Consider the following 12,700-nt stretch of genomic DNA (forward strand, 5'->3'; position numbering starts at 1 on the left):
ACGGCACTTACGTGTCCGCTGGCAACGGCCTAATTTTTAAATACAAAAGCGAAATTTCCGTTTGGAAATTTCGCTTTTTATTTTGAGTTATTAATTGTTCAATAATATTGTTGATATGATTATTGAGGCAGAATGAAAGATGTTTCATCCAAAATATAAAAAATTAAATTATTCTTATCTAAATGAACTAAACATGGAATATTTTTTTTTAGATAATTTTCTCCTAGTTCAGAATTAACAAATATATCATTTTCATAATCAAAATTTACATACATATTCTCTGAATATTGAAGAAATTGTGGTAACAATGCATTGTTTTGTAGTTTTACAAAAGTGTTTTGAGATATGATATTATAACTTGTTTTACACAAACTAAAATACATAAACTCTTCTTCCACGTATAATATTAATTCATCATATACGACTTTATTTATTAATTCATTGACTAAATTAATATCTTGAATACCCGACAAATAGTTATTTATTATTTCTTCGTTCTGAGTAATAAAATATTCTGATTTTGGATTGTTTAAATCTATGATTATTTTTCCCATAATATTATTTTTAAGATATCAAATATACTATTTATAAAACGCCCTCCAGCTTCCCGTTAAGTTTCCCGTTACCTAATGCAATTACAATGTCCCTCGTGGTAGTGTTTTCAATAGGAGTAATTTGATATGCTACCACCGTTTCATCCATTGCATTGAATATTATAACTTTTTCCTTTCCATCATATTTTGTTTGGCTAGGAACATCTTCACCTAAATGTAGCTAGTTTGTGCATAATTAATATGAACCCTATTATATTTTGCCATCTCATTCATTTTAACACTTCGTTATAGAACTTCACTTTTATCTTTGTAGTAATTACAACAAATAAGGTCTTGCCCTTTCCTTTATCTGCTCAAGCCGATCTTGATGATAACTAAAATCTTTTTCAGGAAAAAGTATTGGTAAATTTTTTGTTATTATTTCCAATTCATCTATTAAATACTTCAATCTTGGGCTGTCTAAGTCTTTGTCTTCAATTGGATTGTTGATTAATATGCCAGACCTTAATAACATTTCTTGATTTTGTTTGATAAGTTCATCTATATCCACATAAAAATACTGCCAGTAACTAACCGCACAACTATCTATCAAAGCTTGAATATAGTCTTCTAACGATATATTCATTTTAATACGTATACCTTCATCAAAAAAATAAATATCCAACGGCCACTTAGCATACTCTCTATAGAAACAACCCCTTCCTCGCTGGGACATATGCTTACGCATTTCACTGTCATTAAATGAATATAAATTTTCCACTAATTTTTGTGCATGATTGAGTGGATTTTCCTTTAGCCATTCATCTTGAATTCCACAGAGAGAATTATATATCAGAAAAGATGTTCCTCCATTGATGTTTTCTTTTACTTTAGGAATAAATTTATTATTCCATTTTATTGCAAGAGAAGTTAAACCTAATATTCTTATATCATCGTCATTAAATTCAATACCAGCTTCATCAGAAATTTTTTTTTGATACTTTTGAAGAAATCTATCTGTTAAATTAAATTCTTGAGGAAAAAGAGATTCTTTATGTAATTCTATTAAATCATTTGAGCTTAATTCATTAAAAAGGGTTACCAGTTTTTTAAATAAATTTTCCATATTTTAAAACTTAATTTTTTTACTTTTTGCCAAAATATTAATATTTTTATCTAAATCATATCTTCTACTAATGTTTTTTGCTATCAAATAATTTCTATTTTATTTTCAAGATCTTCTATCCCTTTTATTTCACCAATATTTTTAGCATTTCTTATGTCATCAATAAATACATCATCTAATTCAGGTTCCATCAGTTTGATAGTTGGTCCGCCAATATCATTGATGTACAACGCCGGGTTTTCTCCTAACATAGGAATTTTTCCTTGACCGAAGGAACATTTTCTGGAGTAGAATACTTTTCTAATTTTCCGTTTCATACTTTAAGTATGCCATTGAAACTATCCATTTTTTTCGGAAAATGCTGCATATCTTCATGCCCTCCGCTCCACCATTCAGTTACTTTTGTTTCATAACTTTAAAATAGCACTTTTATCTTTAATGGCATTTTTAGCTTTGCTTTCTATTTCAGTTTCCATTCTTGTATTCACACCCGTACGAATGGGAACCAAGTTCCAATTTTCACCTGGACCATGTAATTCTTCACTTAATAAATGCCCACGGACCCAATCTTTGTTCGTTGAATGCAAACGCAACTGTTGAGCGTAATTCCAACCCGGTGGACTTGCATTTCCTGGATCAGAACCAACAAAATTTCCCTCTAACCAAGTTAACGGATGAGCAATTACATGTCCTTTTCCTTTTTTCATAACTACAGTTGGAATTTCATCCCTATCATTATGATTAACCTTATTCGCTTAAACAAATCCACCATATTTTTGCGCGCTTTTCGTAGCTCTTTAACTTCTTATCCATAAGAATAGAGTTTTTCTCAGTAGCTTTTAAATTTTCCAGTTCATTTTCTAATGGTAATATTTCTTGATTATAATATTGTTGTGCTGTCAAAATATTAGCTTCTTCAGCCCTATCTTTAGATTCCCTAGAAACTATCTTACGCTCTTCAAGTTTTTCCAATATAGGTTTAGGATTTTTACTAGCAACATATAATTGGAAATCATTCCCTTTTTTCTTATAATACATTTCATGATTACCACCATCTTTAGATTTAAAATCATCGATATCATTACTCCAATACAGGTAACCATAAGCTTCTTTTTCCTTATCTTTATTTTTTCTCTCTCTTCCCAATTCCTTACTTTCCTAATAAATTGCCAGCCTTCCCTTTCACAAAAGTCCAGAACTTCACAATCGCATTCTCAATACGCTGTCTGATTTTTCGGATAACACCCAAAACCTTATCCGCCAATCCGCCAATTCCTAATAAAGAGGCTAAAAAGCCGATTAAAACCGGAACCGCTTTACTCAATGCATTTTCTATGGACTTGGCAACGGCACTTACATTTCCGCTGGCAATGATTTCAAATGTAGAAGCGAAACTTCTATTTAGAAATTTCGCTTCTACATTTATTTTATTAAAACATTAATATTCTATTCCAAATTCTTTTAAATCGGGATCTATTTGCGGGAAAATTATCGGAAAAAAGCGCTTCATAAGTTCGTAACTTGGTGATTTTTCTTTTAAACAGTAAGTTAAATTCCAGTAATTAAAACATTTTGCTTTATAGGCTAATTCTAAATATTGTTCAAAATTAACTTTCATATCGTGCAATGCTTCCGGAAAGCCTCCGAAACCTGTATATAGATACACATTGTCTATTAACTTCCCGTTTTCAACTTTCATACAGGCTACAGCATATTCATTAAAATCTATGGGACGTAAATCTCCCCCATTTAAACCTAAACTTATTGCTGCATCGTACATACCAGTAGATTTTACATCCTCAATATCAATGATGTTTTGTATCTCAGAAATATTTAAATTACCACTCAACAATATTTTTACTGCTTCCCAACTGTAACCGTTGTCTAAATATTCTTTTTTTATCCACGGATCTTCTTTAAATAGCGCTTCTCTTTCTTTACCATTTCTAAATCGCTCATCAACAATTATCCATGTTAGTGATAACATTGCAGCTTGACTATAAAAATCCATTAAGCTTTTAGGAAAAGTCAAACTCTTTTCTTTTAGCATTAATTCTAATCCTTCCTTAGAAATAATATGGCTAGGTTTACTTACTGCACCAGGACATAATAACGAGTCACTTCCTTCAATTTCCTTATAGTATAGCTTATCTATGAGTTCTTTGTTAATATCTATCATATAAACCTCAATTTATTTTCTATTGTTAATAATCTTAAATTCTCAATATGTGAATCTTTTGCAATCCCTGACATTCTTTGTTTAACATCACTAATTCTATCAAACATTCCATTTTTATTGCGCTCATTTACCAACTCCTTAAAGAAACTACTCATTCCCGAAACACCATTTGCTTTAGCAACTTCTTGTAAACGTTCCGCGCTTTCTGTATTGATGTTTACTGTATAAGTCTGCGGTATTTCAAGTGCCTGGACATAAGTATTAGATACTCCTTTTCGTTGACCATTTGATAAATCATACTCTCCAAATTCGACTTTTATATGTGTTGGGAAATCGCCTGAACCATACGTTAAGCTGGTTTCATAAAAGTAAGATTTATTGTCTTTTCCTGCAACAGCTTTTTTCGCTGGATTTTCAACTGCCAACTCCATACCTTTGTTAATATCTTTATGTGCAGGGAATAAATTCCATTCAACACCCGGTCCATGTAAATGATGATTTAACAAATGGGCTCTTACCCAATATTTTGAACGAGCTTCTGGTTCTATTTTCTCCCATCCAACAGGAACACTGCTTCCTGGTGAAGAGCCATGAGTATTTCCTGGTATTTTGGTTAAAGGCTCTGCAATAACTCGTTTAGCTTTTTTCCCATGCATTGTATAAGCAACTTTAGTGGTAACTAATGAAGTATTAGCCTGCTCTACTCCAATAATTTTAAATGATGCTGCCATTGATCTCAAAATGGTCTTCATTGCATTATACTCATCTTTTACATTAGCACTATATTTTTTATCCTGTTTACCTTTATACTTGGAAAGTTCTTGTCCAAAATTACTTTTATCAGCAATTAATTTATTAATTGCTGCTTGTTTCTTAGAATAATCACTTGATATCTTATTTGCATGAATTTCTTCTTGCTTTTGTCTTAATAATTCGTTAAAACCTATTCTTGTACTGTAAACCGCTAACTCACCTTCATTTTCAAATTTCAATTTATGTCCCCCATCAACGTTTATTTTTTCTTCATTATTTCTAAGTTTGGCAAATAATTTTTCTTTTCCATCGGGAATAGTATCATACTGTTTTTTATCCGACCTAAGTTTGCCAACACCAATTTTTCCAAGCAATCCTTTAGCCTTCCCTTTCACAAAAGTCCAAAACTTCACAATGGCATTCTCAATACGCTGTCTGATTTTGCGAATTACGCCCAAAACCTTATCCGCCAATCCGCCAATTCCTAATAAAGAGGCTAAAAAGCCGATTAAAACAGGAACCGCTTTACCTAATGCGTTTTCTATGGATTTAGCCACGGCACTTACATTTCCGCTGGCAATGGCTGCAACGCTGTCGATGAAGGCCTTAATCAGCTCCATAATCTGTGCGGCACGCTGGATGAAGAATTTCACCACATCAATAATCGCCATGGCAGCTTTTATAAATGCTCCTACCGGAGTCAGCAAGCCCATCACCCATTTGATTCCCGCCTGGATTACCTGGGTCTGGATCATGTCCATAATGGTATCCATGATCGTGGCTTTCAGGTCGGCAAACTGGTCTTTGAGGTGTTCCCAAAGTCCGGCAACACCTTCTTTACGGACAATCTGAACCATTTCAACTCCTGTTTCCAGAGCTTTCATTACCGGCTCACCAACAACTCTCAAACCGATAGCTCTGATTCCGTTCCAGGTCAAACCAAGCACCTGTGTGGTGATTGAGAAAATTCCTTTGAGGGAAAATATATCTTCCGGCATGGTAAGGTCGATACCTTTTGTTGCACCGGTAAGCCAGGTGAAGAAGCCGGTTTTAAGGTGGGTCCAGATATTGGCCCCGAAATTGGCAAATCCCTGCCCGACGCCTGCAATAAGATTTTTAAAGAAGCCTATAGGATCTGCTATAATGGCCATCACAACATCTGCAATTCCTGACAATAAATTGGTAAGCGTATTCTTAATTTCAATGATAAAGGCAAATACACCGCTCAAAGCGTTGAGTGCTTTATTTATGAAGCCGCTGTTTTGGGCTTTCAACTCTTCAATTCTGGCATCGATACTTGCTACGTTTTCGGCATATTTTTTAGCTAATACATCGATGAGCGCATCTTTTTTACTGTTCACGCTTTCTTCCAGCGCATTGAATTTATTCTGAATTTCAGCAATGGCATCTTTACCTATTTTACGCAGGCTTGGCGATAAGCTGTTGACGTAGGTCTGTACGTCTTTTTTACCTTTGGCAATTTTCGCCTTAGCAGCATTAAGCTGATCGGTAACATGGGTTGCAATTTTGTCGATATGCTGATCCATGGTTTCAACATATAATGCTTTACCACTTACAAAATATTTATTGACCTCATCGGGAAGTCCGGTAGCTTTATCCCATAGCCATAATCCGGCAGTCGCTAAAGCGCCGTATTTGGCATAAGCATCACCGTAACGCTTCTTTTTGTATTCTTTCATTCCCTTGTCTACATGATCTTCAAATGCTTTTTTGGCAATCTTGCTACCGTAGTCGAACATCTCTGCAACTTTCTTATCGAGATTATTTAAAATGGTATCAACCTCTGTTTTGGAGCTGTTGTAAATGCTGTTGATGCGATCGGCTATTTCTTTTCGTTTCTGGCTGTCTTTGTTTGCCGTATTTTTTTGATCGCCGTGTGCATGATTCAATCCGCCTTTACGGGCATTATGCATTCCGCCAATATGTTGAACAGCCTGTGATTGTGCCTGGTCACGGGTTTTTGACAGTTCGGTATTTTCTGTTTTCCTGAATTTCTGTGTTGCAGCAGTACTTTCTGTTTTAGCCTTATTTTTTTCGTCTAAGGCTTCCGTAAATGAAGGTTCGTTGGAGTTGGCGAGCATTTTATCTGTTACTCCGTGGGTCTTCATCTCGCTGTCAATGGTATTGGTTTCTTCCTGCAGCGGTTTTTCCACGTTTGCAGCATCTCTTTTGTGAGGCATTGCTTTTGTTACATTGGGTACACCCGGAGCTTTTCCGGCATTAGGTGTCGGCATTTTGGCAACGGAGCGAACAGGTTGTGCCCCAATATTAGGTTTTGCTGCGGTAGCTGAAGCAATATCATTGGTTGCTGCATTCTTTTCATTCTTAACATCGGCAACCGCATTTTTATTGACCTGCTGGATATTGTTGTTTTTCTCGAAATCATCGGCTTCTGCTTCATCTTTTGGAAGTCTGATTCCTTCAATTTTCTTCTTTAATAAAGCTTTAAAATCTTCTTTGCTGAATGTTCCGGGTTTTTGGGCATCCATATGATCTACTTTACCTGCCTGCGCCATACTTTCGCGTTCGTTGGCAGGTGAAGGAGCAGCGGCCTGTGCAGCATCGCTTGCTTTTTGTGCCGGTTCATGGCTTTTCTGGGATTTTGCGGTAGCGGTTATTTTACCACTTAACTGTGTAAATTCAGGATTGTTATGGGCATTCGGGGAAGGTGCCGCTTCAATGCTTTGCTCCTCTCCTTTATCTTTAGTTTCGGCTGCAGGTTTTCCTTCTGCCTTCTGTTCAGGTTTGGCAGATGTTTCAGGCTTTGCTGTTTTTCCTTCATCAACTTTTTTGGTTTCCTGATATACTTCAGCCTGCTCCTGTAATGTTTTTGGAGTATAATTACCTGATTTAAGGTTTTGATAATCTTCTATCTGGTTAATGTTCAGGGTAGCCATATAGTCTTTTTCCATCTCCTTGGTTTCGGGATGGTTGATATCGCCGGTCTTCTGCAAATTTTCCTGAAATCTGCCGTAAGAGATTTTCGAGCCCTGATCATAAATATTTTGCGAACCGTGAACGGCCGCCGGTGTACCATTTAGGCTAACCTTGCTATCATCAGGTGTGGCGGGCCCTGGGTTGCCGAATGGATTTTCAGACTTTCGGGTTTGTATAGCAGCGACTTCTATCTCTGACTGAGATACGACCACCGGATCTTTCTGCTTTTTATTCTGGTTCTGGTGGTTTTTGTTGTCTGCTTCTACAGGTTTTGCTACTTTCATGATTTAGTTTTTTTTATTCATAATTGATGTATAATGTCATACAAAACGCAATTCTTCAATTGCGTTTTATACACCTGTTGAATGTAAAATCTGACCCGGTGCGGGTGATTTTTTTAAGAATTTATGTAATAGAAGTGGCATTTTTGTAATAAGAAACAGGTAATGACTGCACCACTTCTTTTTTCCTCCTGTGTTTTTTGAGTTTTAAATTCTGTGGTTCAAAAATCTTATTTTTTGATGAGAATGTATTACTTTTTAAGCGATGGATTCTGTAGTTGCAGTAAGTAAGGATAAGGCGTGACGCCGGAAGCGGGATGAAGATGCTGATAGATTGGTGTGGTTCGGGAACAATACAGCATTGTTTTTTTATTAATGGTTTTTACATTGATTTCTCCGAGAGGAATTATCTTGTAAATGCAAAAACTCAGGCCGGTTTGTATTCCGGCCCTGAGTTTACTTTTAAGACAGCATTGTTGTCATTTTTTCATAAAGTATTAATTTTATTTTGTAATAAATTATTCTTTATTTTCTCTAGGAATAATTTCACCACTAGAGTTATACGTATATTTTTTTTGGAAACTTTCTCCCGTTTCAGGATTTCCGTTTCTTGGGTCTACGCCATATTTTAGTATATACTCATATACGGTAGCAGGTTCAAATAAATTACCGTTAAACTTTTTTGAGTCGTAAAATCCTATTGTATCCTCATCTTCTTTTTTTCTTTCCTCTTCGGTTAAGGATGCTCTTCTTTGGGATTCCATCTCGTCTCTTACTTTCCATTTAAGCTGACTTAGCTGGGTGTTGTGGTCTTCTGATAAGGCATCAAATATAGCTCTTCTCACTTCTCCTTCTTTTTGGTACAGCATAACTTTCTGTAGTAAAGCATCGTCTAAGACTTCGGGTAAATTATTGAAATCTACATAAGGCAACGTTTCATTTCTCTCATTCCGGTACTTTTTAGCTTCTTCAGAGGTTTTGTAAGCAAGATATTGTTCTTGCTGATGAGGTTTCAGACTGTTAAAGACTTCATCAAAAATGAGATTATTTAAATCTTCAATGTTTAATAGTAATTTTAATTTGAATTCAGATAGTTCATTTTTAATGTATGCAAAGTCATCTATAGCGAAAATCATATTTTTATTTTATTGGTTTTATTAAATATCAGCTTTTTCGTTTTTTAACTTCTTAACTCAATAATTTCTGACAGCACTGCTTTATACAGATTTTCTCTTAATGCGGTGAGTTTTTCATTTGCTTCAGTATCAACTTTTCCGTCCTTATAGAGTACCAAATCGTTGAATGAACCCATACCTCCATATAATTCCTTTATACTTGAAACAGCATCCTCTTTGTGTGTAACATATAGATTTCCAAGCTGTATAAAAGCTTTACTCTTTTCGTGGTTTGCTTCTTTCAATAATTTGCTTATTTCCAGGCAATAGTCTTTAATTGTCATATTTCTTTATTTTAAAAGATAACTTTTTAAAACCTCACACCAGTAATTTTCATGACATATATATTTTGAGTTGTCGGTTTTTTCTTTTCAACATTTTTAAATAATTCAATTGATTTTAGCGGGAATAACTGGGTGCCAGTATCATAATTTCTAAAAATTGTTTAATATTTCTTTAATTTTTTTTATCGCCTGTTCTATGGTCATTTAGATCGACAGTTATGATTATCCCCTAAAAAGACGATTGATAATCTTTTGCATTTTTTTATCTTCCGGAACAACGCTTTTTAATAGATTCATTTCTCTTATGACGATTTCTAAATCTATATCAGATCCATCATATATTTTTCTTGAGCCAATTTCAATTCTTAATTCTATTAATTGATTGATTACGTCTAAGGTGAAACTGTAAAAAGGTTCCTGTCTTAAGCTATTTGGAAAATCATGCAATAATGTATCAGATATATTTAATAGTTGCATGTAATTTTTAATCGGATCACTTTCCTGGAACGATTTAAATTCTTTTATCAGGTTTTCGATATTATTCATACAAATTATTTGTAATATTTTATGGCATTTTAGGTTTTACTTTTGCAATTTTTTGCATGAATTATTGTAAAGAGATCTGGATTAATATTTAATTTTACTTTAATCTTAATATTATATTTTGGTTTTTAAAATCTAACAAATTTTTATCAAAAAAACCCTTATAAGAAAAAGATCTATTTTTAGTTTTAATTTCAGATTTATCTAAAGGTAAGTTTTCATTTTCAAATTCAATTGTATCGAAATAAATATCATTAATAAAAATATCCCATTGTGACTTGTCATTAATAAAAGTATTAATATTCTCAGCTTCACCAGTAAAAAATGTTTCATCAAAAGACATATTAAAAATGCTATTTAATTTTAAAATTTCTTTTTTCATATGTCTATGTTATTTCACGATATTTAAAACCTATTTCTAAATAATTATTTTAATTTAAAATGACAGCAATATTATCGCCATGAATTCATTTGATAATTATAATAGTTCATATTCATATCGTTAATTCTTTCTTCAAGAGCCTTAATGCCGATCTGCAGATATTTTTCTTTTTCAAATTCGTTCAAGATATGGATAACATCAAATCCCGGAGCAGGTTTTGGGATAGGCACAGATAATGTGATACTATTGTTTTCTTCAAAAATGTAATAATGCCAATCTTTTTTTTCTAATTCTTTTCTCACAGTAATAATTTAAGGTTTTTAGTTTCAGTTAGCTTTTAATTCTTAAAATAACAAATATGGATGATATATTATTACTATTTTTCTGCTTCTTCTATATTGAATTTAATTCTATCATCTTCGTTGATGAGGAATTCAAAAGTCTCTTTATATGTATTGAAATTATTTTTATCATAATGTACAATTACGGGAAAGAGCTGGCTTGCCTGATAGTATCTTTTATTTTGCAAAGCTTCCTGCATGGCCTGCTGTATTTCATTTAAAAGCGACTTGCAATTTTTCTTCAGAAGAAATTCTTTCAGGCCTGATTCGAAAAATTGAGTACCGTAAATTCCCAGGAAATGTTTAATATAAGGATAAAGTTCCTGCTCCGGTTTTCCATTGAGTGCGGCAATGTACAGGGCATTTGCAATGACATCGTACACATTATCTTCACCGTGTATTCTGTGGGGTTCAAAAGTTTCTTTTTCAGCCCATTTTTCGGAAATGAAGCGATCAAGCTGTTTAAATCCTTCCGGTTCTGCCCAGGCGAGTAAAATAAGCATTGCCTGATAAGCAATATACCGATCTTCATTGTGAAGCAGCAATTTTAGCTTTTCAGTTCTTTCAGCATCTCTTTTTTCAAGAAGCTGCACTTCTTTGAGATTGTATCCTTCCTCCCCTTCTTCGTTGTAGTGGTACAGGAGCTCGTGTATTTCGTTTTTCATGTGATTAGATTTTATTATGTTTTAAATAGTAACCATTTCCAGTTTGGTTTTTTGTAAGTTGATAAACAGTCATTAAGAATATTCTTACAATAATTCTAAGTTTTGTCTTACGACGTAAATTCCGAATCCAATTGTCATTTACACCTAATGATTTATTCTATCTGAAAATACCTTGCATTTTTTCGAGTCCAAAATCTTCTGCATAATAACGCAAATCATCCTGTTCATTTTTACTATCGGAATAATATAAGATATAATTAAACTCTTTTTTATAATTTTTTATCATAAAACTTAATCCTCCATTGGAATTACGTTACCATTTTTATCTCTCTTTCTTCTTACTGACGCTAAATCCTGATCAGATAAATATCGAGAATTAATAATCCTATTTTTTAATAATTTGGGCAACTTATATTCTTTTTCCAAATTTTCTACAGACCCGTAGCTTAATTTATCGTCTACATCTAAATTATAAACAGACATCTTTTCTTTTTCATTTTTATACAATTCAAAATCTTCTTTTGAAATGAAAAAAATAATAACATCATGTATATTTTCCATATCTTCAACCTGAAAACATTTTGCTACAAATTCTTTGCTTAATATTTTTGTTTCTCCTTTCCATTTATTTGAAGGAGTGACAACATATTTTGATTCTAAGAGAAATAGTTTTCTTAAATTTTGAACCGTAGAATCATCATACTCAAAATCAAATGGCCATTTTTCATCAATTCTATCAATTTCAGGAATAAATTTTATATAAATTCCTAATTTAGAATTTATAATGACATCGAAAATATCAATTACTAAATCTTCAGGATACACTTCATTATCTACTTCATCTAAAAAACTAATATTAAAATTATATTTTGGTATTAAGTGCATATTATTTAATATTAAGCAAATAGGTTATATATTAGTTCAAAATATTATTTGATTAAATAACTATTTCCAACATATTAGATGTTGTACCTAAAATGCCAAAAGTGATATAAAACTTTTCATCTTTAGGAATTTTAAACGAAATTCCTTTAAAAAATAAAATCAGATTATTATTTTCTTTTAAAATCGAAGCTGATAATTCATATTTTTTTGTCTCATTTGGAAGCAGTTTATCAGGATTAGTTTTAAGATTACTGTGGACTGGAGAAATAAAAGCCCTCTCATAAGGAATTAATTTTTCATATTTTGTATTGAGAATATTTATTCCATTTCTAGCCAATGCACCGGTGTCATTTACGAAGTAAAACTCTTGCTCTTCACTACTATAATTCGTTATATTAAAATATAATATAAAATTATTATTTATAATTTTATATGAAATATCCAAATCTATTTCCTTTGTATTCATTGATTTTAAAGATTTCCATGTTTATTTAACAAACTTCTAAGGGTTATTATAGTTTTTCAGCTTTTCACAATTTTTAAGGAATTGCACATTTTCATGCTTTAATTAAAAATAATATTGTTTATGCTTCTA

At 32.8% G+C, this 12,700-nt stretch carries 16 protein-coding genes; all 16 read right to left on the reverse strand.

Annotation, left to right across the window (positions count from 1 at the left end):
* Positions 1–119: 119 nt before the first annotated feature.
* Positions 120–554, reverse strand: a complete 435-nt coding sequence (locus HHL20_RS10170; RefSeq protein ID WP_169231015.1) for a hypothetical protein — start codon at positions 552–554, stop codon at positions 120–122.
* A 316-nt stretch (positions 555–870) separates the two neighbouring features.
* Entirely contained in the window at positions 871–1,659 is a 789-nt protein-coding gene (locus HHL20_RS10175; protein WP_169231016.1) for a hypothetical protein, read from the reverse strand.
* A gap of 83 nt (positions 1,660–1,742) precedes the next feature.
* A complete protein-coding gene (locus HHL20_RS10180; RefSeq protein WP_169231017.1) occupies positions 1,743–1,976 on the reverse strand; it encodes a hypothetical protein in 234 nt (77 codons plus the stop codon).
* Positions 1,977–2,066: 90 nt separating this feature from the next.
* On the reverse strand, positions 2,067–2,366 hold the full coding sequence (locus tag HHL20_RS10185; RefSeq protein ID WP_169231018.1) for a DNA/RNA non-specific endonuclease: 300 nt from the start codon (positions 2,364–2,366) through the stop codon (positions 2,067–2,069).
* A gap of 40 nt (positions 2,367–2,406) precedes the next feature.
* Entirely contained in the window at positions 2,407–2,805 is a 399-nt protein-coding gene (locus HHL20_RS10190; protein WP_169231019.1) for a hypothetical protein, read from the reverse strand.
* Positions 2,806–2,809: 4 nt separating this feature from the next.
* Positions 2,810–2,983: a hypothetical protein gene (locus tag HHL20_RS10195; protein ID WP_169231020.1), complete on the reverse strand. Its 174-nt coding sequence runs from the start codon at positions 2,981–2,983 to the stop codon at positions 2,810–2,812.
* Positions 2,984–3,097: 114 nt separating this feature from the next.
* On the reverse strand, positions 3,098–3,838 hold the full coding sequence (locus HHL20_RS10200) for a hypothetical protein (RefSeq protein ID WP_169231021.1): 741 nt from the start codon (positions 3,836–3,838) through the stop codon (positions 3,098–3,100).
* A complete protein-coding gene (locus HHL20_RS10205; protein WP_169231022.1) occupies positions 3,835–7,833 on the reverse strand; it encodes a phage tail protein in 3,999 nt (1,332 codons plus the stop codon). Before HHL20_RS10205 ends, HHL20_RS10200 begins: the two co-directional genes overlap by 4 nt.
* Positions 7,834–8,348: 515 nt before the next feature.
* Entirely contained in the window at positions 8,349–8,966 is a 618-nt protein-coding gene (locus tag HHL20_RS10210) for a hypothetical protein (protein WP_169231023.1), read from the reverse strand.
* A 44-nt stretch (positions 8,967–9,010) separates the two neighbouring features.
* On the reverse strand, positions 9,011–9,289 hold the full coding sequence (locus HHL20_RS10215; protein WP_169231024.1) for a DUF6966 domain-containing protein: 279 nt from the start codon (positions 9,287–9,289) through the stop codon (positions 9,011–9,013).
* Between the two features lie 222 nt (positions 9,290–9,511).
* On the reverse strand, positions 9,512–9,835 hold the full coding sequence (locus HHL20_RS10220) for a hypothetical protein (protein ID WP_169231025.1): 324 nt from the start codon (positions 9,833–9,835) through the stop codon (positions 9,512–9,514).
* A gap of 94 nt (positions 9,836–9,929) precedes the next feature.
* Positions 9,930–10,214: a hypothetical protein gene (locus HHL20_RS10225; RefSeq protein WP_169231026.1), complete on the reverse strand. Its 285-nt coding sequence runs from the start codon at positions 10,212–10,214 to the stop codon at positions 9,930–9,932.
* A gap of 71 nt (positions 10,215–10,285) precedes the next feature.
* Complete coding sequence (locus HHL20_RS10230; RefSeq protein ID WP_169231027.1) at positions 10,286–10,516, reverse strand: hypothetical protein; 231 nt, start codon at positions 10,514–10,516, stop codon at positions 10,286–10,288.
* Positions 10,517–10,590: 74 nt separating this feature from the next.
* Entirely contained in the window at positions 10,591–11,220 is a 630-nt protein-coding gene (locus HHL20_RS10235; RefSeq protein WP_169231028.1) for a hypothetical protein, read from the reverse strand.
* Between the two features lie 291 nt (positions 11,221–11,511).
* Positions 11,512–12,105: a hypothetical protein gene (locus HHL20_RS10240; protein ID WP_169231029.1), complete on the reverse strand. Its 594-nt coding sequence runs from the start codon at positions 12,103–12,105 to the stop codon at positions 11,512–11,514.
* 52 nt (positions 12,106–12,157) lie between these two features.
* Positions 12,158–12,571: a hypothetical protein gene (locus HHL20_RS10245; RefSeq protein WP_169231030.1), complete on the reverse strand. Its 414-nt coding sequence runs from the start codon at positions 12,569–12,571 to the stop codon at positions 12,158–12,160.
* Positions 12,572–12,700: the final 129 nt, after the last annotated feature.

The sequence above is a fragment of the Chryseobacterium cheonjiense genome, assembly GCF_012927265.1.
In the GTDB taxonomy this organism is placed as follows: domain Bacteria; phylum Bacteroidota; class Bacteroidia; order Flavobacteriales; family Weeksellaceae; genus Chryseobacterium; species Chryseobacterium cheonjiense.

What these genes read in the sequence shown, in the direction of transcription:
- HHL20_RS10235 (WP_169231028.1), bottom strand. Translation starts at nt 11,220, where the DNA reads ATGAAAAACGAAATACACGAGCTCCTGTACCACTACAACGAAGAAGGG.
- HHL20_RS10240 (WP_169231029.1), bottom strand. Translation starts at nt 12,105, where the DNA reads ATGCACTTAATACCAAAATATAATTTTAATATTAGTTTTTTAGATGAA.
- HHL20_RS10200 (WP_169231021.1), bottom strand. Translation starts at nt 3,838, where the DNA reads ATGATAGATATTAACAAAGAACTCATAGATAAGCTATACTATAAGGAA.
- HHL20_RS10210 (WP_169231023.1), bottom strand. Translation starts at nt 8,966, where the DNA reads ATGATTTTCGCTATAGATGACTTTGCATACATTAAAAATGAACTATCT.
- HHL20_RS10175 (WP_169231016.1), bottom strand. Translation starts at nt 1,659, where the DNA reads ATGGAAAATTTATTTAAAAAACTGGTAACCCTTTTTAATGAATTAAGC.
- HHL20_RS10245 (WP_169231030.1), bottom strand. Translation starts at nt 12,571, where the DNA reads ATGAATACAAAGGAAATAGATTTGGATATTTCATATAAAATTATAAAT.
- HHL20_RS10220 (WP_169231025.1), bottom strand. Translation starts at nt 9,835, where the DNA reads ATGAATAATATCGAAAACCTGATAAAAGAATTTAAATCGTTCCAGGAA.
- HHL20_RS10225 (WP_169231026.1), bottom strand. Translation starts at nt 10,214, where the DNA reads ATGAAAAAAGAAATTTTAAAATTAAATAGCATTTTTAATATGTCTTTT.
- HHL20_RS10205 (WP_169231022.1), bottom strand. Translation starts at nt 7,833, where the DNA reads ATGAAAGTAGCAAAACCTGTAGAAGCAGACAACAAAAACCACCAGAAC.
- HHL20_RS10170 (WP_169231015.1), bottom strand. Translation starts at nt 554, where the DNA reads ATGGGAAAAATAATCATAGATTTAAACAATCCAAAATCAGAATATTTT.
- HHL20_RS10185 (WP_169231018.1), bottom strand. Translation starts at nt 2,366, where the DNA reads ATGAAAAAAGGAAAAGGACATGTAATTGCTCATCCGTTAACTTGGTTA.
- HHL20_RS10180 (WP_169231017.1), bottom strand. Translation starts at nt 1,976, where the DNA reads ATGAAACGGAAAATTAGAAAAGTATTCTACTCCAGAAAATGTTCCTTC.
- HHL20_RS10215 (WP_169231024.1), bottom strand. Translation starts at nt 9,289, where the DNA reads ATGACAATTAAAGACTATTGCCTGGAAATAAGCAAATTATTGAAAGAA.